This window comes from Opitutia bacterium, assembly GCA_016217545.1.
GTDB lineage: Bacteria > Verrucomicrobiota > Verrucomicrobiia > Opitutales > Opitutaceae > Didemnitutus.
This window is the reverse complement of sequence record JACRHT010000012.1, coordinates 1,128,956-1,151,572: the sequence shown is the minus strand read 5'-3', so window position 1 is coordinate 1,151,572 and position 22,617 is coordinate 1,128,956. Positions and strand designations below refer to the sequence as shown.

The 22,617-nt window shown below is 64.8% G+C and carries 16 protein-coding genes and 2 tRNA genes; 5 read left to right on the top strand and 13 right to left on the bottom strand.

Annotation, left to right across the window (positions count from 1 at the left end; translation table 11 throughout):
* The first annotated feature begins 72 nt into the window (after positions 1-72).
* Entirely contained in the window at positions 73-1,164 is a 1,092-nt protein-coding gene (locus tag HZA32_11860) for a PEP-CTERM sorting domain-containing protein (protein MBI5424768.1), read from the top strand.
* Here the strand turns inward: HZA32_11860 and HZA32_11855 are convergent.
* Positions 1,161-2,876: a tetratricopeptide repeat protein gene (locus HZA32_11855; protein MBI5424767.1), complete on the bottom strand. Its 1,716-nt coding sequence runs from the start codon at positions 2,874-2,876 to the stop codon at positions 1,161-1,163. The genes HZA32_11860 and HZA32_11855 overlap by 4 nt on opposite strands.
* A 62-nt stretch (positions 2,877-2,938) precedes the next feature.
* Here HZA32_11855 and HZA32_11850 point away from each other — a divergent pair, with 62 nt between their 5' ends.
* Entirely contained in the window at positions 2,939-3,973 is a 1,035-nt protein-coding gene (locus HZA32_11850) for a PEP-CTERM sorting domain-containing protein (protein MBI5424766.1), read from the top strand.
* 2 nt (positions 3,974-3,975) lie between these two features.
* On the opposite strand, the gene HZA32_11845 is transcribed toward HZA32_11850, so the two are convergent.
* The 4 genes from HZA32_11845 to HZA32_11830 all read right to left on the bottom strand — a co-directional run bounded on the left by HZA32_11845 (position 3,976) and on the right by HZA32_11830 (position 6,924).
* The gene (locus tag HZA32_11845; GenBank protein ID MBI5424765.1) at positions 3,976-5,238 is read right to left on the bottom strand and encodes a CoF synthetase; all 1,263 of its coding nucleotides are present in this window, start codon (positions 5,236-5,238) and stop codon (positions 3,976-3,978) included.
* Between the two features lie 146 nt (positions 5,239-5,384).
* Positions 5,385-5,954 (bottom strand): NUDIX hydrolase, encoded by a 570-nt coding sequence (locus tag HZA32_11840; protein ID MBI5424764.1) that lies wholly within the window; start codon positions 5,952-5,954, stop codon positions 5,385-5,387.
* 152 nt (positions 5,955-6,106) lie between these two features.
* Positions 6,107-6,637, bottom strand: a complete 531-nt coding sequence (locus HZA32_11835) for a LysM peptidoglycan-binding domain-containing protein (protein ID MBI5424763.1) — start codon at positions 6,635-6,637, stop codon at positions 6,107-6,109.
* Positions 6,638-6,847: 210 nt separating this feature from the next.
* Positions 6,848-6,924: transfer RNA gene (locus tag HZA32_11830), tRNA-Pro, on the bottom strand.
* A gap of 223 nt (positions 6,925-7,147) precedes the next feature.
* Here HZA32_11830 and HZA32_11825 point away from each other — a divergent pair.
* On the top strand, positions 7,148-7,930 hold the full coding sequence (locus HZA32_11825) for a PEP-CTERM sorting domain-containing protein (protein MBI5424762.1): 783 nt from the start codon (positions 7,148-7,150) through the stop codon (positions 7,928-7,930).
* A gap of 352 nt (positions 7,931-8,282) precedes the next feature.
* Here the strand turns inward: HZA32_11825 and HZA32_11820 are convergent, their stop codons facing one another.
* The 5 genes from HZA32_11820 to HZA32_11800 form a co-directional block, all read right to left on the bottom strand.
* On the bottom strand, positions 8,283-9,002 hold the full coding sequence (locus tag HZA32_11820) for a tetratricopeptide repeat protein (protein MBI5424761.1): 720 nt from the start codon (positions 9,000-9,002) through the stop codon (positions 8,283-8,285).
* A 237-nt stretch (positions 9,003-9,239) separates the two neighbouring features.
* Positions 9,240-10,067, bottom strand: coding sequence for a formyltetrahydrofolate deformylase (gene purU, locus HZA32_11815; protein ID MBI5424760.1), 828 nt, complete (start codon positions 10,065-10,067; stop codon positions 9,240-9,242).
* A gap of 412 nt (positions 10,068-10,479) precedes the next feature.
* Positions 10,480-13,746, bottom strand: a complete 3,267-nt coding sequence (gene carB / locus HZA32_11810; GenBank protein MBI5424759.1) for a carbamoyl-phosphate synthase large subunit — start codon at positions 13,744-13,746, stop codon at positions 10,480-10,482.
* 273 nt (positions 13,747-14,019) lie between these two features.
* Entirely contained in the window at positions 14,020-15,282 is a 1,263-nt protein-coding gene (locus HZA32_11805) for a sigma-54-dependent Fis family transcriptional regulator (protein ID MBI5424758.1), read from the bottom strand.
* A gap of 203 nt (positions 15,283-15,485) precedes the next feature.
* Positions 15,486-16,625: a type II secretion system F family protein gene (locus HZA32_11800; protein ID MBI5424757.1), complete on the bottom strand. Its 1,140-nt coding sequence runs from the start codon at positions 16,623-16,625 to the stop codon at positions 15,486-15,488.
* A gap of 116 nt (positions 16,626-16,741) precedes the next feature.
* On the opposite strand from HZA32_11800, the gene HZA32_11795 reads away from it, so the two are divergent.
* Positions 16,742-16,815: transfer RNA gene (locus tag HZA32_11795), tRNA-Gly, on the top strand.
* Between the two features lie 66 nt (positions 16,816-16,881).
* Here HZA32_11795 and HZA32_11790 read toward each other — a convergent pair.
* Positions 16,882-17,772, bottom strand: coding sequence for a hypothetical protein (locus HZA32_11790; protein ID MBI5424756.1), 891 nt, complete (start codon positions 17,770-17,772; stop codon positions 16,882-16,884).
* A gap of 9 nt (positions 17,773-17,781) precedes the next feature.
* Positions 17,782-17,949 carry a hypothetical protein gene (locus HZA32_11785; GenBank protein ID MBI5424755.1) on the bottom strand — a complete coding sequence of 56 codons (168 nt, stop codon included), beginning with the start codon at positions 17,947-17,949 and terminating at the stop codon, positions 17,782-17,784.
* A 154-nt stretch (positions 17,950-18,103) separates the two neighbouring features.
* Between HZA32_11785 and HZA32_11780 the strand changes: the two genes are divergently transcribed.
* Positions 18,104-21,931, top strand: a complete 3,828-nt coding sequence (locus HZA32_11780) for a response regulator (protein MBI5424754.1) — start codon at positions 18,104-18,106, stop codon at positions 21,929-21,931.
* On the opposite strand, the gene HZA32_11775 is transcribed toward HZA32_11780, so the two are convergent.
* A complete protein-coding gene (locus tag HZA32_11775; protein MBI5424753.1) occupies positions 21,912-22,616 on the bottom strand; it encodes a response regulator transcription factor in 705 nt (234 codons plus the stop codon). The two genes, HZA32_11780 and HZA32_11775, sit on opposite strands and share 20 nt — an antisense overlap.
* Between the last annotated feature and the right edge of the window lies 1 nt (position 22,617).

Genomic DNA, 22,617 nt, shown 5'->3' with positions numbered 1-22,617 from the left:
TTATCCCGACTGCAACTGGGTATTTCCACCTATTTCGTTGACTGAGCCGAACGCCCCTCGCATACGAGAGGCATGGAATTCAGCCGCCCGCATCACCGCCTCCGCCGCGCCTTCTGCGCGAGCGTGGTCGCGGGCGCGCTCGCCCTCCGGGCCCTTGGACAGATCGCGGTGACCGCCGTCGACTACGGCACCCCGGTCGACACGACGAATCGCACCGCCGGCAACATCACCTACAGCAACACTTACACGCCGGTCGAATACATCTCCAGTTCGCTCGGCACCTACAGCTTCAACGGCCCGCTCGCCAGCTCCGTCAATTTCCGCCGCAACACCGGCGCGGGAAATCCCAACAACTCGACCGTCTTCTACCAGTATTCGTCCACTGGCGGCGGCAGCGCGACCGTCATCGGCAAAGGCGACACCACGCCGACCCTCTCCGAGGTCATGCTCAGCAACGACCTCACGCAAGGCCTCCGCAATCCCTTCGCGAACGGCTCCAGCTCCACCAACTCGAACATCGAGCGCATCGATTTCTCCTTCGCCGGCGGCTACACCGTGCAGGCCGGCGACGCCATCGTCTTCTTCGACTTGGAAAACGTCGGCAATTTCGGCGACGGCTTCCGCATCGCTGCGTTCACCTCCGTCGGCACCGTCAACGGCGTCAGCAACGCTCCCACCGCTTACGCGAACACCGGCCTCCTCGTCCAACCCGACACCTTCGGCAATCCCGTCGCCACGCCCGACGGCTCGAACGCCAAATATCTTCGCTCCACCACCACGAACGGCGACAATCTCGCCAGCGGTCAGTCGATCACCACGCTCGACACCAACAGCGGCACGCCGAACAGCAACGACCTCTACCTCGTCGGCATTCTCATCCGCTTCACCGACCTCGGCCTCTCGGTCGGCCAGACCATCTACGGCTACTCGCTCATGGCCGGCGACGTCACCGCCGGCAGCGCCTCGGACCTCGTGAACTGGAACAACGACTGCGTCTACCTCACGAACACCGACGCGAACACCTGGGGCAACATGGACTTCATGGGCTTCGGCGCGCAGATCTCGCGGCCGGTCCCGGAGCCCTCGACCTACGGCGCCCTCTTCCTTGGCGCCGGCCTCGCCATTTTCGGCCTCCGCCGCTGGCGCCAATCGCGCGTCGCTTAACGGCGCGGCCGACTCGCCGCGATTCGCCCGCGCGCCCGCTCGCGCAACGCCTCTTCCTCAGGCAGCAACGGCCCGCTCACCTTCGCAAGCGCCCGCTCCGCCTCTTCCCCTCGCCCGTTCTCCGCGAGCAGCACGCCGAAAATCAGCGACCAGCGCGGCGGCGGATTGCCCGCCAGCGCGGCTTCCATCAACGCCAGTGCCTCGGCTCCGCGTCCCTCGGCCCGCAACACCAAAGCCCGCAGCGCCCGCGATGATTCACTGTCCGGCAATTCCTCCGCGAAACGAGAAATCTCCCGAAGCGCGACCGCGTCTTCGTCGCCCGTCAACAGCGCGAGAATCCGCCGCTCGATTTTGACGTCGGCACTCGCTGCCCCGCTCGCCTCCCACTCCGCATAGAGTTTCTTGAGCGCCGCAGTGTCTCCGCGCCGCAGGAAAATCGCCCGCATTTCGCCCCAAGCACGCCGCTCCTGCGGATATTGTCGCGTGATCATTCGCCACGTCTGCTCCGCCCGTCCATCGTTGCCCCACAAGCGTGCAAGCTGCGCCAGCACTTGCAACGTCGCCACCGAATTTACCGCGCGCTCCCGCACCCGCAGCCAATCGCCCGCGCCTTCGACACCCTGCGCATGCAACACGAAAGCCTCGTCCACGACGTCGGACATCACCGGGCCCCACGCCCCGCGTTTGAGCGCGTCCCGCAACGCACCCCAATCCCCCGCTGCGATCGCGCACTCGGCCAGCGGCAACTGCACGAGCAGGTGGCTGCGATCCACCGCCGTCTGGTTTCCCCACCAGCGCAACGCCTCGCGCGCCAGTCCCTCCTGTGCACTCCACCGCAGAAAAACCGCGACATCGGCCGGCTCGCTGACCGGCAGCGCCCACAAGTGGCGCAGCAATCTCATGCGCCCCGATTCCCCCGCCGCGCGCAACTTCGCCCCCGCCGCCCCCAGCAAAATTCGATCCGCCAGAATTTCCTCCGCGTCCGCCGCACCCGGCCAGCGCCGCTCCGCGTCCTGCATCAACTCCAGCGTGGCGCGCAGCGCGGTGGCGGGCTGCCGCGATAGCCGCTCCAACTCCTGGCGTCCCCGCTCCTGCTCCTCCGCCGCGGCCTTCAACTGCTCGAGCGCGAGGCTCAAGCGCGCCCGCGCATCGTCAGGAGCACGCGCGACCACCGAGCGCAACCGCGCCCGCGCCTCCGCCGAATCGCCTCGCACCAACGCGAGCGCCGCGGCCAGACGATGATACTCCGCTTCGCGCGCCGTCGTCGGCACCGCCTGCAACGCACGACGCGCCTCGTCGAACTGCCCGGAGCGCACCGCCGCCGCCGCGAATTTCAGTCTCGCGCCCACATCGTCCGGCGAAAGCGCCACCACTCGTCGCCACAGCTCCACGGCATCCGGCCGGTTCACCCGATCGAGAAACGCCGCATAGGCCCGATGCGCCGGGAGGCTCCCGGGGTGACGATCCAAGGCCTGCTGCAGCAACAATTCCGCCCGCCGCCAATCACCCACCTCCTGGAATTCCGCCGCCTTGGCCAAGGCCCGCGCCTCGGCCGAGGCCCACCAGCGCCACGCCGCGACACCCGCCACCAAAGCCAGGACCGCGGCCGCGATTCCCAACCGACGCAGCAGCCGCGGCGACGATCGCCACGCTTCGAAGCGCTCGAAGAAGTCGGGATGGTCTCCCTCGGGGTCGTTCGAAAAGGTCGTCAAAGTAGGGGTAAAGACCTATTCATTTGACGGAGCAGATTAGCAACAGGAGAGTGCCGACCGCCGTGAAGCGCCACCGCCAGATTTCCCTCCTCATCCCGGTGTGGCTGGGCCTGCTCGCCGCCACCGCGTCGGCGCAGACGGCGATCACCGCGATTACGACCACGTCGTCGGACCTGGCGAACACCAACACCAACGGCGTCACGTTCGAGAACTCGACGCTCGCGGTGAGCACCTTCACCTCCGCTACAGGCAACACCTACACGTTTTCCGGCACCGGCGTCGCCGCCTATGCCCGTCGCAACGGCGTCAACGCCAACCAGTCGTCCGTCTGGTATATGCAGGGCTCGCCAACCACTGAGTTCCGCGCGCCCTACTCGAGCAACTACTCGTCACTTCTCCTCGGCAACAATCTCTATCGCGGCTCCGACAACACCTTCGCCAACGGCTCCGGCGCGCAAGACGGCAACATCGAGCGGCTCGACTTCGTGCTCAGCACGAGCGGCACCGCCGCCACCACAGACATGGCCTTCGCCATCTTCGACCGCGGCGCGATCAACGTTCACGACCAGGTGAAGATCGCGCTCATCACCGGCTGGGATTCCGTGAACAACAAGCCCACCGCCTACGCCGGCAACCTCATCAGCATCACCAGCGCCAACTACGGCACCGCCAACGTCGTCGGCAACGGCACCTACAACCTCTTCCGCTACGGCAACGGCGACAACCTCGGCAGCCCGTCCTACTGGAATTCCAACTCCGAAACCGGCACGCAAGGCATCGGCGGCGTCGTGGTAACCCTCGCCGATCTCGGCATCGCCGCCGGCACCACGATCTACGGCTACTCGCTTTTCGGCAACGACGTCACCAACGGCGGTAACATGTCCAACCTCGTCGATTGGAGTAACGCGGCCTACTACCCCACCTCGACGAGCAACGCCACCGGCACGGGCGGCATCGACCTCGCCGCCGTCAACGGCGTCATGTTCCGCCGCTATCCCGAACCGTCGACCTACGGCGCGATCCTCCTCGGCGCGGGCTTCGCGATTTTTGGCCTCCGCCGCTGGCGCTCTACGCACGGCAAAACCGCCGCGCACTGAACTCACCGCGCGAGCGGCTTTAGCAACGCGAACTTTCCGCTTGCCGCCGGCTGGATGAATTTGCGGCGGAACAGCGTCACGCGCGCCCCGTCGCCCAGCACCGCCGCGATCTTTTCCGCGAAACCGTCCGGCGCGATCAAGTCGGCCACATACTGCAATTCCCACCGCTGCTCCGAAACCTGCACCAGGCTCCAGTGCCAGCACTGGAACTCCGCCGGCATCACCTGATCGATCTCGAAGGCCGACACCACCACGCCATCGCCGCGCGTGTGCAGATCCTTTTCGCGCCCGAGAATGCGATAACCCGTCGGCGTGCGCCGCACGATGTCTCCCGTGTGATAGCGCAGCAGCGGCATCGCCACGCGATCGCGCGTCGTCACGTAGATCTGGAACGCGTCCGGATCCGACTCCGCGCGCCACGGCACGAGTTCGATGAAGCAGTTCGCCTCGACCACGCGCAGGTTGTCGCGAAACGCGTCACCAACGAAAAGATAACCCGCCTCCGTCGACCCGTAGAGATCGACCTGCGCCGCGCCCGGGAACGCTTCCGCGACCCGCCGGCTGTGCTGCAGGCTCGCCTTGCCGTAGGTGAGGATGACCGTTTTCACGCTCGGCACCGCGATATGCCGGCGCTTCAACGCGCGCGCGAGCAACGAGAGATAAACCGGCTCGCCCTCGATCACCTCCGGCTGCACCGCCTGCAACTCGCGCACGATGCGCTCCCACTCGCCCTCGGGAAATGCGAACGGATCACTCGAGAGATTCAGGTAGACCGTGCCGTCGAAATACCGATGCGGAAACGGATGATCCTCGTAAGGGCAGAGATTGCTCGAGCACCCGACCGGCGCGAGGACGCACTTACGATACGGCCGATCGACATACTGCGCCAGCACCGGATGCGCGAGGTAGGCGCGCCGCGTCTGGGCGTTCCACCAGCCGTCCTCCATCACGACCGTCATCGGGCCGCTCGTCGTGCCGGAGGTGTGCTCGTATTCGAATTTTTTCTGCGCGAATCCCCGCTCGATTTCTCGGTAGTCCGCGAAGAACGCCGTGTGCCCGCGCTGCACGATCTCCTGCTTCGTCAGCACGGGAATCTCGCGGTAGCACGACCACTGCAGCGGCGCGCCATGCAGCGGGAAGCGTTGCGTGTAGAGCGGGCTGCGCGCGTAGATGGCGCGGATCTCGTTTTCGAGCGTCGCCGGCAGGCGACAGTCGTCCACCTCGCCGAGCGAGTCGGTCGAGTTGGCGAACGCAGGCGTGGACACGGCGCTTTCCATCGGGGATGGCGCAGTAAAAGCCGCCCCGGGGTAATGTCAAACGACGCACCCGTCCTATCCTCCGCCGCGAGAAATCAGCCGCCGCTGCGGATGAGCGGGACAGTTTTCCCGTCCGCCCCGCACCACGCGCGCATTCACTTCCCGCGCAACCTCTCCCAATGCGGGCGAAACAGCAGCAACCCGTCCAGCACGAGCGAGTGCGTGATCTCGCCGCTATACGCGCGCGCATAGACCTCCTCCACTGGCACCGCGAGAATCTCGAATTCCTCGTTCGGATCCCACGCGAGCTCGCTCGTGCGGCGCGCGTTTTCGACCAACACGAGATGACAGCGATTGGTCTGCATCGCGGGATTCGGATGCACCGAGCCGAGCAGGCGCACGTTCTCGCCGACGTAGCCCGTTTCCTCCGCGAGCTCGCGCACCGCGGCCGCGATCGGCGCTTCGCCGCGCTCGATCACGCCGCCGGGAATTTCGAGCGAGATGTCGTTCGTGCCGAAGCGGAATTGCCGCACGAGCACGATCTCGTGCTGCGGCGTGAGCGCGACGACGTTCACCCAATCCGGTGCGTTGATCAGGAAGAAATCGCGCGGCGCTGGATGCGCCGGGTGATGGAAGTCCACGCTCTCCACATCGAAGATGCGCGTGTGCGCGACCGAGCGCGCTCCGAGTTTTTTCCAGCGCTGCGGCTTTTCCGTTGAGCTCATCGGCGCAGAAAAAGGCGCGGCGCTCCGAGTGACAAGCGGCGAGTGCTTCCGCGCTCACGCCCGATGCGTGTCGCGCGTGTGGCGCGGCACGCATGGATACAAAAAAGCCCCCGCTCGCGCGGGGGCTTTTCGAAATTGATCGAGCGATCCGATTACTTGCCGGCCGGCAGCTTAATCTTCTGGCCGATGTGCATCTTGTTCGGATTCAGGCCGGGATTCTCGGCGAGGAGCGCGTCGACGCTGGTGCCGAACTTGCGCGCGATGGCGGAGAGACCGTCGCCCTTGGCGACCGTGTAGGTGCCGTCGGCGTTCTTCACGCCCGTCGGAGCAGCCTTGCCACCCTTGCCGACGACCGGAGCGGGTTTCTTCATGGCCTCTTCCATCTTCGTCAGCTGGGCGCGGATGGCGCCGATCTCGGTGCCGACCTGGTTGAGGGCGTTCTGCACGCCGTCGCGCAGATTCTTCATGTCGGCCTCGGTCTTGGAAGCGTTCGAGCGGACCTCGTTCTCGATCGTCGCGATCTTGGCGATTTCATCGCCGTGCGCGGCCAGGGTCTTCTTGACCGTGGAGAGTTGAACCAGAGCCACCACGGCCAGGAGGAGGCCGATGACGCCGGTGAACGCGCCGATCATCGGCACGATATTGCTGGAGCTGGAGCTGCTGTCGCGGGAAAGAGTGTCCATTTGGTGAGAGATTGAAGAAACTTGTGTAGGAGCCGCTTCCGAGTGAGGCAAGAAGCATTTGTTCACGAAATGGCCCCGGAGACGCGGGCTTCTCGCTGAGCCGCCGTCACCTGCGCGACGACGCGTGGTTTCCGCCAAAATCTGCCGACCGGCCGCAGTGCAGGTTTCATCACGATGCGCTCCATCAGCCGAAAAACGGCCTCCGAAAATTGGTCGGGGCGGAGAGATTCGAACTCTCGACCTCCTGGTCCCAAACCAGGCGCTCTACCAGGCTAAGCTACACCCCGGCGACCGACACACAGCGGAGTCAATCCCATCGCGATAGTCAAGGGGGAGGAGCTGGCTCGCTTCCTGCACTAAGGTCAGCACGCCTTGTCGACCCCTTCGTCGCGCCTGACACGGGATTCTCACAGAGAAAAGGCGTGCAAGGAAATCACCGCTCCACTACCAACTTCCCCGTCGTTGCTTTTGGCCTCTACGACTGACAACGCACACCTCGCATACCCTGTCATGTCCCCCGTTTCGTTTCTCCGCCGCGCCCTAGCACTATGCGCCGCCTGTCTGGCGATTTCGTCCAGTGCGCAGATTTCCCTCAGTGGAACCAGCTATACAGAAGACTTCAATTCGCTGAGTTCGGGCCTGCCAAGCGGATGGTCGGTTTATACGAGCGCGACCAGTTCAAGCTACGGCACATCTGCCGCTTTCACGTCTGCCGCCACCGCTTGGAATAGCGCGACCGCTGGAACTTTTTTCCGAAATATTGCGAGCAATGATATCGCGTCAAACGCGAGCACATCTACACAATCATCAGATCTGAATCGAGCGTTAGGTTGGAAACCCCTGACTGCAGCGTCTCGCGATGGCGGTATTGTCTTCGAGCTAGCGAATACCAGCGGCTACGGAAATTTTAGCCTGAGCGTCGACCTGTTCACGGGAAACAATGCAGGAACAACAAACCAAACTTATACGCTCGAATACCGAATTGGCAGCAGTGGTTCGTTCACGTCGCTGGGGGCATACTCCTCCACCACTCCGCTCGGATCAATTACTCTAACGGTCGATTCTACGACGCTAAGTTCGATCAACAATCAATCCAGCAGCGTTGCCTTCAGATTCCGCAATGCCAGCGGCGCGTCGGACTCCACTTACGACACCTTAGGCATCGACAATTTTTCACTCAATTATTCCGCTATCCCGGAACCGTCCACCTATGTGGCCATTGCAGGCGTATTCGCGCTAGCCGGTGTAGCTTGGAAACGTCGCAAGCAACGCGGCGCTGCCCCGCTGCTCTGAACTCAACTACTCCTCTCTTCTTTCGCCCGCCGATTTTCGGTGGGCTTTTTTCTGCCCCCCGCGCCCGTCACGTCGGCGCGCGACACCTTTAGAACTACTCCGTTAACTTGGATGTGGGTGGGTTGCCCCCATCCCGCGCATTTTCGCTCCCGCAGCCGTTAAATCGCCGGGTGGGGGCACCCGGCCCACAAATTCTTTCGCTTCTACAGCGAGCATCCCGCACCTAACGGAGTAGCGTCAGGGAAAACCTGCGCCCAACCGCGCCGGGGTGGCAGCCTCATCCCTTCGTTCGTCGCGCGCTCAAAAAAAGGCGGCCGATGGGCCGCCCTGCTTACTGCTTAGAGCTTTTCGCTCAGCCCTTCGGCTTGAACTCCACCGTCGGAGCGCCGGTCGTGGCCGGGGCCGAGGGTTGGGCGGCTTCCAGCTGCGCGCTGAGCGCGAAGGAGCGCTGTGCCCAGAGGCCGGCGGCGTCGATCTTCTTCACTTCTTCGATGGCCTTCTTGGCATCGTCGACGCGGCCCGCGTCCTTCAACAGCACGGCGAGGTGATAAGCGGCCTCGGCACGGGTCGCGGCGACGGCCTTGGTGTCCGCGCTGACGGCCTTGAGCGCCGTTTCGCCGGCGGTGCGATCGCCGGCGGCGATCTGGCTCATGGCAGCGCCGAGCTTGGCGCGCGACTTCAACGCGTCGTTCTCGAGCGTCTCGGTCGCCTGGGTGTAGTTGGCGGCGGCGGACTTGAAATCGTTCTTGGCGTAGTTGTCGTCCGCGACGCGCAGCAGCGCGACGCCGGCGAGCGCATGGCCCTTGTTGGCGGCGGCGAACTTCGCGAGCGTGCCGACGTTGTCGCCGGCCTTGACGTATTCCTCCTGCACGCCCTGTTCGCGCGAGGCTTGGAACCATTGCCAGCCTTCGCGGCCGATGAGGCCGAGGAGCACGGCGGCGACGAGGATGAAGATGAACGAGCGATTTTTCTCCCAGAAGGTCTGCACGTCGGCGGCAAAAGCGTCGGCACCGGCGGGCGGCGGCGGGTTGGCCGGGTCATGCGGGGGAGTGGCGGAAGGGACGTTGCTCATGGGAATCGCGCAACATGGGGAACGCCACGAACGCGCTCAAGCCCGGAATCGGAGGGCGGATTGCAGAGGACGGAGGACCGAAGACAGAGGACGGAATACCTGGAACCGCGTAGCTGCGGCCACCGGTAGGGGCGCTTGCCCTCAAGCGCCCTTGCGTGATCTCACGGACCGCGGACGACGGGCGGTTGGGGCAACCGCCCCTACCCGCCGCAACGTTCGCGTCGCGTTTCGCGTGACTCAGTCGAAGACGACCGTCTTGCGCCCGAAGACGAGGACGCGGTTCTCGAGGTCGCGGCCCTTGCGGATGAGGTCCTCGACGCCGTGGCGGTGCGTCACGCGCGCGACGTCCTGATGGATGATCGGCCCGTCGTCGAGCACGGCGGTCGCGTAATGCGCCGTGGCGCCGATGAGCTTAACGCCGCGCTCGTGCGCCTGGTGATACGGCCGACCGCCGGCGAAGGCCGGCAGGAACGAGTGATGGATGTTGATCACCGGCTTCGCGAACGCCGCGAGAAAGTCTGCCGAGAGCACCTGCATGTAGCGCGCGAGCACGACGACGTCGGCTTTCAGGCGGCGCAGCAACGCGAGCTGGCGCGCCTCGGCCTCCGTCTTCGTATCGGCCGTGACCGGCAGGTGGAAGAACTTCAACCCGTAACCGCGCGCCGCGGCGGCGAGGTCGCGGTGGTTGGAGGCGACCCCGACAATCTCGCAGGGAAATTCGCCCGCGCGCCAGCGGAGCACGATGTCGTGAAAGCAATGCTCGGCCTTCGACACGAAGAGCACCAAGCGCGGACGATGCGCAGAGTCGGAGACGCGGGCGCTCATGCCCAGCTCGTCGCGCGCGTAGGCGAGAAACGCCTTTTCCTCGGCAGCGGGCTTCGCCCCGGCCGGAGGCACCCATTCGATGCGCTGGAAGAAGATGCCCTCGTCCTCGTCGCGATGTTGGTCGGCGTGGAGAATGTTTCCGCCGCGCTGGAATATCCAACCCGAGGCTCGCGCGACGAGGCCGCGTTGATCGGGACCGTGCAGCAAGGCGACGAGCGTGAGCGGATTTTCGGCGGACATTGCGGCAAAGCTAGACGAGCGCACGCACGTTGGGGAGCAGCGCGCGTGTCATGCGTAGGTGGACGATGGTAGGGGCGCTTGCTCTCAAGCACCTTCGAGGATCACGCGCGCAAGCAAAGGGCCGTTGAGGGCAACGGCCCCTACCCGCCGCAGATTGCCCCGCAAAAAAGCGCACCGGCAAGGTGGGCGTCGACGTCCCCGGCGACGCCAAGGAGCAGCATTGCACCTGCCGCGTTCGCGTCGCCACCGGGACGGCGGCGACCACCTCACGCGGCTAACGTCGCATCGTAACGCCAGTTTCCGCCCGCCGGTGAACGCCATGGCCGATCCGCAAGCGCGTGTCCGGGCTCAGCGTTCCGTCCTCGGTCCTCAGTTCTCCGTCCTCTGTCTTCCGGAATCCGTCCTCCACGCACTACGCCATCGGCTGCGTGTTGTGGCGGTATTCCTGGATCGGTCGGACGCCGACTTGGAGATTCTTCATCGCGCGGATGCCGTTCAGCGCGGCGCGGGCACCGGTGAGCGTCGTCGACATCGCGACATTGTTGGCGAAGGCGGCGGCGCGAATCGCGTTCTCGTCGTGGCGCGGGATCATGCCGCGCGGGGTGTTCACGACGAACTGGATCCCGCCGTTCTTGATCATGTCGACGCAGTTCGGGCGGCCTTCCGCGAGCTTGAAGACGGGCTGCACCGCGAGGCCGTGCGATTGGAGGAGCTTGGCGGTGTTCGTCGTCGAGCAGACGGTGAAACCGAGTTCGATGAAACCCTTCGCGAGTTCCACGACGTGCGGCTTGTCCGTGTCTTTGACGCTGATGAAAACCTTGCCCTTCATCGGCAGCGACGGCTTGGCGGCCATCTGGGTCTTCGCGTAGGCGATGCCGAGATCGTCGTCCATGCCCATGACTTCGCCCGTCGAACGCATCTCGGGGCTGAGCATGATGGCGGCGCCGGGGAAGCGGTTGAAGGGGAACACGGACTCCTTCACGCACCAGTGCTTCGGCTGGATTTCCTGCGTGAAGCCGAGGTCCTTCAGCTTGGCGCCGGCCATGACCTTGGCGGCGAGTTTCGCGAGCGGCACGCCGATGGCCTTGGCCACGAACGGCACGGTGCGCGACGCGCGGGGGTTCACTTCGAGGACGTAGAGCTGGTTGTCCTTGATCGCGAACTGGACGTTCATCAGGCCGACGACCTTCAGCGCTTTCGCGAGCGCGTAGGTGGCGGAGCGGACGGTCGCGAGCATGTCTTTGCCGAGCGTGTGCGGCGGCATCACCATCGCGGCGTCGCCCGAGTGCACGCCGGCATATTCGATGTGTTCGAGCATGCCGCCGACGAGCGTCGTCTCGCCGTCGCTGATGCAGTCGACGTCGAGTTCGATCGCGTCTTCGAGGAATTTGTCGATGAGCACCGGCTTGCCCGGCATGACCGCGAAGACTTGGTGCGCGACGTCGCGCAGTTCGGTCTCGCTGTAGAGAATGAACATGCCGCGGCCGCCGAGCACGAACGACGGACGCACGAGCACCGGGTAACCGAGCTCGCCCGCGCACGCGATCGCCTCGGGCTCCGACATGGCGATGCGGTTGGCGGGCGACTTGAGTTGGAGCTGGTCGAGGACGGCGGCGAAGAGCTTGCGGTCCTCGGCGGTATCGATGCTTTCCGGCGATGTGCCGATGACGTTCACGCCGCGCGCCTTCAGGGCGCTGGCGAGATTGAGCGGGGTCTGGCCGCCGAACTGCGCGATGGCGCCGACGCAGCCTTCCTGCTCGTAGATCTCGAGCACGTCCTCGAGGGTGAGCGGTTCGAAGTAGAGGCGGTCGGAGGTGTCGTAGTCGGTCGAAACTGTCTCGGGATTCGAGTTCACCATCACCGTCTCGAAGCCCGCCTCGCGCAGCGCGAACGACGCGTGCACGCAGCAGTAGTCGAACTCGATGCCCTGGCCGATGCGGTTCGGGCCGCCGCCGATGATCATGATCTTCTTTTTCTTCGAAGGCAGGATCTCGTTCTCGTCGCCGTAGCTCGAGTAGTAGTAGGGCGTGAAGGCCTCGAACTCGGCGGCGCAGGTGTCGACGAGGCGGTAGGTCGTGTTGACGCCGGCCTTTTTGCGCGCGGCGCGCATGGTGTCGAAATCGACCTTCAGCAGGTGCGCGAGCTGCGCGTCGGAGAAGCCGAACTGCTTCGCGCGTTTCAGCGTGCGCGCATCGAGCGTGGCGAGCGTGAGCGTCTTGAGGTGCAGCTCCATCTCGTGGAGTTCACGCAGCTGGTGCAGGAACCACGGATCGATTTTCGTGAGATCGAAAATCTCGTCGACCGACATGCCGGACATGAACGCCCAGCGGATGAAGTAGACGCGCTCGGCGTTCGGCGTGCCGAGCTTCTGGCGCAGCGTGGCGTCGTCGGGCAGATCGTCGTGGCCGGTGGCGCCCAGAGGGCCCTCACCGCCGTATTTGCCGCCGCCGCCCCAGCCGCGCGCGCCGGTCTCGAGCGAGCGGAGGCACTTCTGGAACGATTCCTTGAACGTGCGGCCGATGGCCATCGCCTCGCCGACCGACTTCATCGCGGAGGTGAGCGTGGTGTTGGCGCCGGGGAATTTCTCGAAGGTGAAGCGCGGGATCTTCGTGACGACGTAGTCGATCGTCGGCTCGAAGCTGGCGGGCGTGAGGCGCGTGATGTCGTTGCGCAGCTCGTCGAGCGTGTAGCCGACGGCGAGCTTCGCAGCGATTTTCGCGATGGGGAAGCCGGTGGCTTTCGACGCGAGCGCGGACGAGCGCGACACGCGCGGATTCATCTCGATGACGACCATGCGGCCGGTGGCCGGGTCGACGGAGAACTGGATGTTCGAGCCGCCGGTCTCGACGCCGATCTCGCGGATGACGGCGAAGGAGGCGTCGCGCATCACCTGGTATTCCTTGTCCGTGAGCGTGAGCGCGGGCGCGACGGTGATCGAGTCGCCGGTGTGCACGCCCATTGGGTCGAAGTTCTCGATGGAGCAGATGACGACGCACTGGTCCTTGTGGTCGCGCATGACCTCCATCTCGTATTCCTTCCAACCGAGGAGGCATTCCTCGACGAGAACTTCATGCGTCGGCGAGGCTTCGAGGCCGCCGGTGACGATCTGTTCGAACTCCTCGCGGTTGTAAGCGACGCCGCCGCCGGTGCCGCCGAGCGTGAACGACGGGCGGATGATGAGCGGGAACATGCCGATCTCGTCGGCGGCCTTGCGGGCGTCCTCGAGGGTTTTCACCGTGCGCGACTTCGCGCAATCGAGGCCGATCTTGAGCATGGCCTCCTTGAAAAGCTGGCGGTCCTCACCCTTCTCGATCGCGGGCGGCTTCGCGCCGATCATCTCGACGCCGTATTTCTCGAGGATGCCGGCCTTGTGGAGCTGCATCGAGAGATTGAGCGCGGTCTGGCCGCCGAGCGTCGGCAGCAACGCGGACGGGCGCTCCTTGGCGATGATCTTTTCGACGATCTCAACGCTCAACGGCTCGATGTAGGTGACGTCGGCGAACTCCGGATCGGTCATGATCGTAGCCGGATTGGAGTTCACGAGAATGACCTTGTAGCCCTCCTCCTTGAGCGCCTTGCACGCTTGGGTGCCGGAATAGTCGAATTCGCAGGCCTGGCCGATGATAATGGGGCCGGCGCCGATGATCAGGATGGATTCAAGGTCGGTGCGTTTGGGCATGAGCGCAGATTTCGGCGAAGGTTGGGACCGGGTTTGGGCGCGGCAAGAGGGAAAAGCTCAAGCCCGCGGCATACCGTGCGGCGCACGGAGGACAGCGCACGGAATACGGGGGACGGAGAGCTAAGACCGATGCAGCAAGGTGCGAAAAACTGCGCAAACTGCGGAAGATCCGCGGTCAACGACGTCGCAGCGAACCTTGGCGCGTTGGCCGCCTGTTCTCCTCTGCCCTCTGCCTTCCGTCCTCAGTCGTCCGTCTTCCGTCTTCCGAAGCGCTCAGACCAGCCTCGTCGGATCAATGCCTAGAACCTTGGCGGCCTTGGCTTTGTCGCCGCCGCAGGCATGGAGCACGCGGGCGACATACTGTTTTTCCTGCCCCGCCAGATAATCCGAGAGCGCGGGCCAATCCTTGAGGTCATGCACGCGGAGCGGCAACTGGGCCGAAGTGATCACGCGCGCCTCGGCGGCCGAGATCACCTGCGACACGACCTGCGTGAACTCGACCAAATTGCCCGGCCAGCGGTAGGCCTTGAGGGTCGCGAGGGCGTCGTCGGTGAACTCGATCTGGCGTGCGTCGAATTGCGGGTTGGCGGCCTTCGCCGCGACGTCCTTGAGGAGCAGCGGGATGTCCTCGGTCCGCTCGCGCAGGGCCGGCATATGCACAGGCAGCGCTGCGATGCGGTAGAACAACTCTTCGTTGAACCCGCCTTCCTCGGTGAGCTTTTCGAGGTCGACCTCCGAGGTGCAGATCACACGGACATGCGGGGCGTGGGTGCGAAGGACGGAAACGAGCTTTTCCTGCGACTCCGGCGCGAGGCACTGGATGTGCTGGAGCACGAGGGTGCCGCCTTTGGCTTGCTGCACCCATTTGCCGCCGGTGCCTTCGGTGCCGAGCAGGCCATCGTGCAGCGTGGCGGCGTCGAGGAGCTTGCAGTCGATGCTGATCAACGGGCTGCCCGCGGGCGAGCCGGCGAGGTGCAGCAACTCGGCCGCGATCTCGTGCCCGCTGCCGAGTTCGCCGCTGACGAGCACGGGAGCGTGCGCGGTGGCGAGTTTCTTGAGCTGGGTGACGAGGCGCTTGATCTTGGCGCTGGAGCCGACGAGGCGCGCGTCGAAGTCACCCGCTTGGACGGCGCCGACGCCGGTGCCGCGCGCGGCCTCGCGCTCGGTGACGACGCGTTTGAACTCCACGCCGCGCTTGAGGGTTTGGATGAGTTCGTCGACGCGGAAAGGTTTCTGGAGGTAATCGAACGCGCCGAATTTCAGCGCCTGGATCGCGCTCTCGGTGCTGGCGTAGGCCGTCATGATGATGACGACGGCGGCCGGGTCGTATTGCTTCAGCTGTTTGAGCAACGTGATGCCGTCCATCGGCTTCATGTCGATGTCGGCCAGCACGAGATCGAATTTCTCGGCCTTGTAGCGCACCATCGCCTTCTCGCCGTCGGTCGCGAACGAGGTCGCGAAGCCGGTCGGCTGGATGACGGCCTCGAGCATCTCGTGAATCGAGATGAGGTCGTCGACGATCAGAATGGAAGGCATGGGGCTGAAGGGTCCGTGACTTTGCGGAGCGCCCACGGTGCACGCAAGCGGGTTTCGGTCAACCGGCGCGGAACCGGTAAACGAAGTGTTTAGAAACGTTTCTCCGTCGCTGCGGTTCGCTGCATGACGGCTTCGCGCGGCGCGAAAAAGGCGCCCGGTTTCGCCGGGCGCCGAATGGAAAATCGCGTAAGGCGACGGCGACGTCAGCCTTGGCCGCCGGCGACCGCACCGAGTTGGAAGATCGGGAGGAACATCGCCATGACGATGCCGCCGACCACGATGCCGAGGAACACGATGAGCATCGGCTCGATCAGCGACGTGAGCGCGGCCACCGTGGCGTCGCACTCGGTGTCGTAGAAATCGGCGATCTTGTTCATCATGCCGTCGACGTTGCCGGTGGATTCGCCGGCCTTGACCATGTGCTTCATCATCGGCGGGAAAAACGGATTCGCCGCCATCACTTCGGAGACTTGCCCGCCTTGCGACACGTGCTTCGCGATCTCGACGCACGCGTCCTCCACCTGGCACATGCCGGAGGCCGAGGAGACGATCTCGAGCGTGCGCAGGATCGGCACGCCGGAACGCATGAGCGTCGCGTAAGTGCGGCAGAAGCGCGAGAGTGCGATCTTGTGCACCAGGTTGCCGAAGATCGGCGCGCGCACGAGGAAGTTGTCCTTCTGGCGCCGGCCGGCCGGCGTGGCGGTGTATTTCTTCAACAGCGTGAAGGCGCCGTAGGCGCCCAACAGGATCGCCCACCACCAGGTTTTCAGGAAGTTCGAGAGATCGATCAGCATCTGCGTCGGCGCGGGGAGCTTGGCGCCGAAGTCCTTGAACATGTCTGCGAACACCGGAATGACGAAGATGAGCAGCACGTTCACGAGCGCGACGGCGAGGCCGATGACCGCGATCGGGTAAGTCATGGCCGACTTCACCTTCTTGGTCAGCTTCACGGTGGATTCGAAATACGCCGCGACCTTGGCCAGAATTTCCGCGAGGCCGCCGGAGGCCTCGCCCGCCTCGACCATCGAGACGAAGAGCGAATTGAACGAGTTCGGGAATTTCTTCACTGCGGCGGAAAACGATGTGCCCGTCGCGATGTCGTTGCGCACGTCGCGGATGACGATGCGGAAAACCTGATCCTCCGTCTGGTCCTGCAACGCCTCGAGACACGACACGAGCGGCAGGCCGGCTTGGAGCAGCGACGCGAGCTGGCTGGTGAAGATGGCGAGTTCCCCGAGCCCCAGCTTGTAAGTCTTCGATTTCTTCTCGAGGGCCTTCTGTTTGGCCAGGGCTTGGGCCTGTTGAACGCTCGACTTCGGTTTGGCGGCCGCGGGAGTTGCCATGGTGTGGGCGTTTAAGCGCAACGATTTTACGCTCGCAACCCCATTCGCGGGTGCAGCCGAGTTTAACTAAAGCTTGAATGACGGTTCGCCCGCGCCACTCTCACGCCCACGCCTTCGCGGGCATAGTTTAGTGGTAAAACTCCTGTCTTCCAAACAGGTATCGTCGGTTCGATTCCGTCTGCCCGCACCAGTCTCCGCCAAGGCTCCGGCTGGCACGCCAGCTCCGAGCAAGCGGGCCCTCACTCGAGGTCCGCGTTCACCAGAGGAAGTATTCCACTTCGCGCGACAGGAAGCGCAGGCTCGGCGGCTCGAACAACACACGCCAGACGTGCGCGTAGCCCTGCCAAGGCCCCGGCACCACCCCGTCGAACACCAGGCGCGGTTTGGCGCGCGTGCCACTGAGGCCCGCGCAGACGCGAGACGAGAAGAGATCGTAGCCCGCGTCCGAGGCGAAAAACAGACTGCGCTGCTCGATAGGATGCATCGCATCACGCTCGTGCGACGCGTGCCCCGCCAAGACGTAGTAACCCACCACCGCATCGTGCCGCTCGAGTTCGACGGCGGCCTTCCAACACGCAGCCTCGACGGTATCGGCCGACGCATGCCCGTAGGCGTGATGGCCGCGATCGCTCCGGCGGTGCAGCACCACCGTCACGCCGGGCGCTTCCGACTCGATCGCGAAAGCCTGCACGTCCGGCCGCGGCGAGTTCACGGGATGGGCCAGCAGCCTGCCCTCCCACCAGTTCATCAAATTGAACCGTTCCGCCGCTTCCATCAGCGCGCCATGCCGCGCTTGACGGGCAAACAGGCCCGGAAACGCCGCCATGCCGTTGCTCGACGGATCGACGTCGAAACCGTAGCGCGCGCCCTCGCCGCTGCGGAACGTCTGCCAGTGCGCCCAGCGCTCCATCGCCTCCGAGATGGCCTTGAAGCGCGCGACCAGCGGCGAGCGATCCGTGCCGCTGCCGTTGGCGTTCCCGAACACCTGGCGCTTCCACGTGTTCGATTTGAGTTCAGGCTTCAGGTGCGCGTTGGCCGCAAACCAACGCGCCCCGAGCACCGGCGTCTCAGCGCATACGACCCGCTCGATCGGCCCGCCTTCGGGGGCCATCACCTCTCGGTAACGAAAAGCAGCGAAGTTGAACATGGAACCGAATCAGAGGATGTTGCACGACGTGACTTCGCACGGGAGATCGGGCAGCAACGGCGCGGGGGATTGGATGACGGCGGGCGTGCCGGAGGTGACTTCGGCCGCGCGAACGAAACCGGCCGATAAAAGGAGGCTGGTGACCAGCCCGAGAATGAAACGGTGGAGTTTTTTCATGGCGGGCGGATGTTACTGTGATCGCGCTCAGTAACTGACGTGCGGAATTAGCCTGCTGTGAGGTGCCATCGGCGCTCTCATTCCCGCCTCCAACGCCTGAATTTAGGTGTTTCTCCGATTGGCCGTCGCGGCATTCTGCGCCCACATTTTCCCCATGTTTCGCCTCCGCACATGGCTGTGGCTTGCCCTCGCGTTCGCCTCCGCGCCGATCGTTCATGCCGCGTGGAACGACGTAGCTTGGGGCGAACCGCTGCTGCAACGCTTCACGGCCCGCGACATGGGCAACCATGGAACTGCCTACTTTGTCACCCAGCACCCGAATACGGGAGTCATATACGTCGGTTGCAGTGGAGGCCTCGTGGCTTTCGACGGCAAGTCCTGGTCCACCCTCCTCACCGGATTCGCGATCGCCCGTTTGGACTTCGATCACGAGGGACGGCTTTGGTGGGGTGGCGTCGGCGACTTCGGTTACATCGAGCTCAGTCCCACCGCGCCACCGCACGTTGTATCATTGCGCGACAAGGTGCCTTCCTCGGCCGCCGATTTTCACACCGTCTGGGCCTGCTACCCGACTGCCGGCGGCATCTATCTCGTCACGAGCAACAGCCTTCTCCGCTGGGACGGTTCGCGTTTCCGCGTCTGGAACTATCCGACCGCAGTGCGGCTTTTTCCGGTGCGCTTCAACAACGCGCTCTGGTTTCACCACCTCGAAAGCGGCCTCTATCGCATTGACGAGGACGGCCCGAAGCAGGTCGCGAAACCCGCCGAGTTGCCCGACAAGGGGCTATTCTGGCTGGAGGAACGCGACGGTCAGCTGATTGGCGCTTCCAACCGCGGCTTCCGGTCGATTGGTCCGCAATCGAAACAGATCTCGCCGACAGCGCTGGGGGAATTCACCCAAGTCCATCGCCTCACCGGAGTGGTGGAGCTTACCGCCAGACACCGCGCCTTGATCACTCTCAGCGGCGGCATTTCCATCGTCGACCGCGAGGGGAATTTCCTCCGTCAGGTGCCCCTTCTCGGCGACACGCAGCAGCCTTTTCTCGACCGAGACGGACAACTGTGGGTGTGCAACGCCTTCGGGCTGCTCCGCTTCGATAGCGCCGGAGCCGTCGCCCGCGTCCCGCTCGCGCGCGAAGATCCGCAACCGAGCATCGGAGCCCTAGCTGTCGACCCACATGGCGCCGTATGGATCGGGGCCATCAACCGGCTCTTCCGCGCGGCAGCAGGATCGGCCGGCCTCGCACTCGAAAACGTCCCGACGACACCTAACAATTTCTACACGCTCTCCGCGCGCAGCGACGGCAGCGCGGTGGTAGCCCGTTTCGGCGGAATCGACCTCGCGCGCCCGAATCGAACCGAAACCATCTGTGACTTGTCCGGGCGCTCCTTCACGGCGCTGCTGCCCTTGTGGAACCCCGACCAGTTCCTCGCCGTGCACGCTCGCGGCCAGGTTCAACTCGCGCGCGACCCCGTCAGTGGAAAATGGCAGTCGACCGAATATCAGGTCTCGCTCGGGCCGGTCCACACCCTCGCTTTCGACGAGGCCCATGACCTCTGGACCGCCTCGTTCTGGGCGCCACCGCGCCGGTTCACTTGGTCGGATGGACGATTTGTTCCCGCTGATGCCCCAGCGGTGTTTCGCAACTCGAGTGGCGCGCCCAGCGCCGTGATCCGGCGCGAGCACGACATCATTGCCTTGGCGAACCGCACCCTGTTTCTGCTTCGGCCCGGGCGCGAGCCGGCAAAACTGGGCTCATTGCCTGGAACCGTTTCGCTGGCCGCGCTTTCACCCGATGAGCGGCGATTGTATGTAGTCTTCACGCGGTCAAACTCTCCCGTGGGATTCGAGACCGGCATAGCGGCGCTCGATCTATCGCCCACCGGTGAAGTTCAACGTTTGCGGGATATTCTTGTTCCCGGCCTGCAGTCCATCGGCGGCATCACCCGGCTGGCGGTCACACGCGAGGGCGGCACTGACACCCTCTGGATCGGCGGTGAGGGTGGCCTGATGCAGGCTCGCCCCGAAGAATTGCCGGAGTGGTCCAAACCAAGTCCGCCCCGGGTCGAGTTGGCCCCGCCGACGCCCGTCGACGCCGTTTTCAGCCATGATGGACGCCCGAAGCTCCGGGTCAGTTCGCCCGACATAACGATGCGTCCGGCGCTCCGTTTCCAAGTCAGCTTCGGCCCCGGCTCGCCCGAATGGGGGCCGCCCGCCGACGAGACGTCCTTCGAATACTCCAACCTCAGAGAGGGTGACTACACGTTCGCCGCCCGCGCCATCAACCCCGGCGGCCTCGTCAGCGAGCCCGTCGCGATTTCGTTTACCATCCTTCCTCCTTGGTATCGCTCCGTGTGGGCCTACGCAGCCTACGCCGCTCTCTTCATCGCTGCGCTGCTCGGCGCCATCCGCATCCGCGAACGCCGCATCCGCGCCCGCAACCTCGAACTCGAAAAACAGGTCGCCGAACGCACTGCCGAACTCGTCCAAGCCAACGCCGCCAAGGACGACTTCCTCGCCAGCATGAGCCACGAGATCCGCAACCCGATGAACGGCGTCGTCGGCCTCTCCGCGGCGATCGACATCTCCCACCTCGACGAGGAGGGCCGCTACCGCTTCGGGCTCCTGCGCCACTGCGCCACCCACCTCGCCTCGCTCCTCGAGGACATCCTCGACTTCTCCAAACTCCAATCCGGCACCATCGAGCTCGACCCGCAGCCGTTCTCGCCCGCGGAACTGCTCGACGCCGTCTCCGCCATCACCTCGCCCGTCAGCGCCGCCGCAGGCGTGAAAGTCGAGTTCGCCCTCGGTCCCTCCGTGCCGCCCCGCCTGATCGGCGACGCCCGCCGCATCCGCCAGGTCCTCCTCAACTACGTCAGCAACGCGATCAAATACGCCCCGCAAGGCGACATCGACGTCACGGTGTGGGCGCGCATCGTCGGCGAAAAGAACGCCGTCCTCACCTTCGCCGTCTCCGACGCCGGCCCCGGCATTCCCCTCGAGGAGCAGGAACGCATCTTCGAAAAATTCGAGCGCGGCGCCGGCGCCCGCAGCAACCGCATCCCGGGCACCGGCATGGGCCTCGCCGTCTGCCGGCGCCTCGCCACCAAGATGGGCGGCAACGCCTGGGTCGAGAGCGCCCCGGGCGAAGGCTCCACCTTTTTCCTTTCCCTCGAGCTCCCGATCGCGGCACCCGTCACCCTCGACAACGCGACGCAGACCATCGTCGACCTGCCGAAGCTCGCGCTCATCGTCGACGACGAGGACTACAACCTCGTCGCCCTCGCCACGATGCTCGAACGCCGCGGCTTCCAAGTCCTCCGCGCGGCCAACGCCGACGCCGCCCTCGCCGCCCTCACGCAGCATCCCGACGTCGTCTTCCTCGACTACGACATGCCGGACACCACCGGCCCCGCCTTGGCGAAGCGCATCCGCCAGACGACGCAGCAACGCCAGCCGCTCATCATCGCCACCACCGCCTACTCCACCGTCGAGAAACGCCGCGAATGCCTGGCCGCCGGGATGGATGGCTTCCTCAGCAAACCCATCGGCGAAGAACGGCTCGGCTCAGCGCTCGCCGAAGCCATCCAATCGCGCTCGCCCGGCGACGCCCGGCACTTCGTGCTCCCTTCGCGCGACAGCTTCGATCCCCTCGAAAATCTCCAAACGCTCGCCCGCCAGCACGCGCAGACCCTCGAAGCCGAACTCGCCGAGTTCTCCACCGCCGCCCGAGCCGAGTTCGAAGAGCTGCACGCCGGCCTCACCGCCGAAGATCGGCAGCATAGCGCCCGCGCCGCCCACAAACTCGCCGGCCGTTTCGGCTTCCTTCACGCCGCCGCCGCCATGAAGCGTGCGCTCCAGCTCGAGCGCCTGTGCCAGCAAGGCAACTGGGCCGCCGCCCGCCCCTTGGCGACCGAGCTGACGCAGGATTGGACCTCCCTGCACGACACGCTGACGCGCCTCAATTGCGAGCCCGCGTGAGGCCGTTCGCGATCGCGTAGTGGATCAGCTTCGGCGTCGAGTGGACGTCGAGCTTCTTCATGATGTCGCGCCGCCGCGACTGCATGGTCGAGGGACTGATGCCGAGCTCCGCCGCGATCTCCTCATCGGTCATCGCGTGGCCGATCAGCGCGAGGATCTTCAACTCGTAGTCGGAGAGCACCCGGTTGAACGCCTTCGGGTCGCGCCGCAGCCGCGCGCTCGATTCCACCACCGCGCTGGTGTAGAAAACATTTCCGCTCACGACTGAAATGACGGCCGTCCGCAGCGTCTCGGCGCTCTGATCCATTTTGTCCACGAAACCGTGCAGGCCCAGCTTCTGCACCTGCAACATCGTCCACGGGTCCCGGTGCGAGGAGATGCCGATCACCTTCATCGCGGAGAAACTCCGGTCCGTCAGCACCTGCCGCGCGACCTCCAGCCCGTCGATATCCGGCAGGGAAAAATCCAGCATCAGCAGGTCCGGGCGCATCTGGTGCACCGCGGCGAGTCCGGCTGAACCCGACGCCGTCGCGAGCAACACTTCGATCCCCCATTCGCGAAAACAACCGGCAAGGAAATCCGCGAAGAGTTTCTGGTCCTCCACAATGATCGCCCGCTGCCCACGCAGCGGGTCGCCATCATCTTTGGCGGGAGAATTTACACTCGCATTCACGGCCGCAGGCATA

Excerpts from the sequence above, each read along its gene's own strand:
- HZA32_11860 (MBI5424768.1), top strand. The coding sequence starts at position 73 with ATGGAATTCAGCCGCCCGCATCACCGCCTCCGCCGCGCCTTCTGCGCG.
- HZA32_11840 (MBI5424764.1), bottom strand. The coding sequence starts at position 5,954 with ATGAGCTCAACGGAAAAGCCGCAGCGCTGGAAAAAACTCGGAGCGCGC.
- HZA32_11835 (MBI5424763.1), bottom strand. The coding sequence starts at position 6,637 with ATGGACACTCTTTCCCGCGACAGCAGCTCCAGCTCCAGCAATATCGTG.
- HZA32_11825 (MBI5424762.1), top strand. The coding sequence starts at position 7,148 with ATGTCCCCCGTTTCGTTTCTCCGCCGCGCCCTAGCACTATGCGCCGCC.
- HZA32_11820 (MBI5424761.1), bottom strand. The coding sequence starts at position 9,002 with ATGAGCAACGTCCCTTCCGCCACTCCCCCGCATGACCCGGCCAACCCG.
- purU (MBI5424760.1), bottom strand. The coding sequence starts at position 10,067 with ATGTCCGCCGAAAATCCGCTCACGCTCGTCGCCTTGCTGCACGGTCCC.
- carB (MBI5424759.1), bottom strand. The coding sequence starts at position 13,746 with ATGCCCAAACGCACCGACCTTGAATCCATCCTGATCATCGGCGCCGGC.
- HZA32_11805 (MBI5424758.1), bottom strand. The coding sequence starts at position 15,282 with ATGCCTTCCATTCTGATCGTCGACGACCTCATCTCGATTCACGAGATG.
- HZA32_11800 (MBI5424757.1), bottom strand. The coding sequence starts at position 16,625 with ATGGCAACTCCCGCGGCCGCCAAACCGAAGTCGAGCGTTCAACAGGCC.
- HZA32_11790 (MBI5424756.1), bottom strand. The coding sequence starts at position 17,772 with ATGTTCAACTTCGCTGCTTTTCGTTACCGAGAGGTGATGGCCCCCGAA.
- HZA32_11785 (MBI5424755.1), bottom strand. The coding sequence starts at position 17,949 with ATGAAAAAACTCCACCGTTTCATTCTCGGGCTGGTCACCAGCCTCCTT.
- HZA32_11780 (MBI5424754.1), top strand. The coding sequence starts at position 18,104 with ATGTTTCGCCTCCGCACATGGCTGTGGCTTGCCCTCGCGTTCGCCTCC.
- HZA32_11775 (MBI5424753.1), bottom strand. The coding sequence starts at position 22,616 with ATGCCTGCGGCCGTGAATGCGAGTGTAAATTCTCCCGCCAAAGATGAT.